This is a genomic window from Enterococcus sp. H57, from assembly GCF_003112495.1.
Taxonomy (GTDB): Bacteria; Bacillota; Bacilli; order Lactobacillales; family Enterococcaceae; genus Enterococcus_B; species Enterococcus_B faecium.
Map to the genome: position 1 here is coordinate 1 of NZ_BEHC01000038.1, position 221 is coordinate 221.

At 37.1% G+C, this 221-nt stretch carries 1 protein-coding gene; it reads right to left on the reverse strand.

What is annotated here, in order from left to right:
* Positions 1-14: 14 nt before the first annotated feature.
* The coding region (locus DIZ30_RS08610; protein ID WP_376737960.1) for a transposase at positions 15-221 on the reverse strand (207 nt) is incomplete at its 5' end.

Below are 221 nucleotides of genomic sequence, written 5' to 3' on the forward strand. Positions count from 1 at the left end.
TATTATTTGTCAAATTAAGCGAGACAAAACTTTCCATTTACGTAACTCAAAAAAACTTCTAATGGTGTTTGGTAATTTAGTGATTTTCTAGGGATATGGTTTCTTTTGGACGCAACGGATGAGATGAATCCTTGATTGACTTGGTGGAAGTCCATTTCTTTTGGTAGTCCATCTTTTCGGAGGAGTCCGTTTGAATGTTCATTTAATCCCCGTTGGGAAGG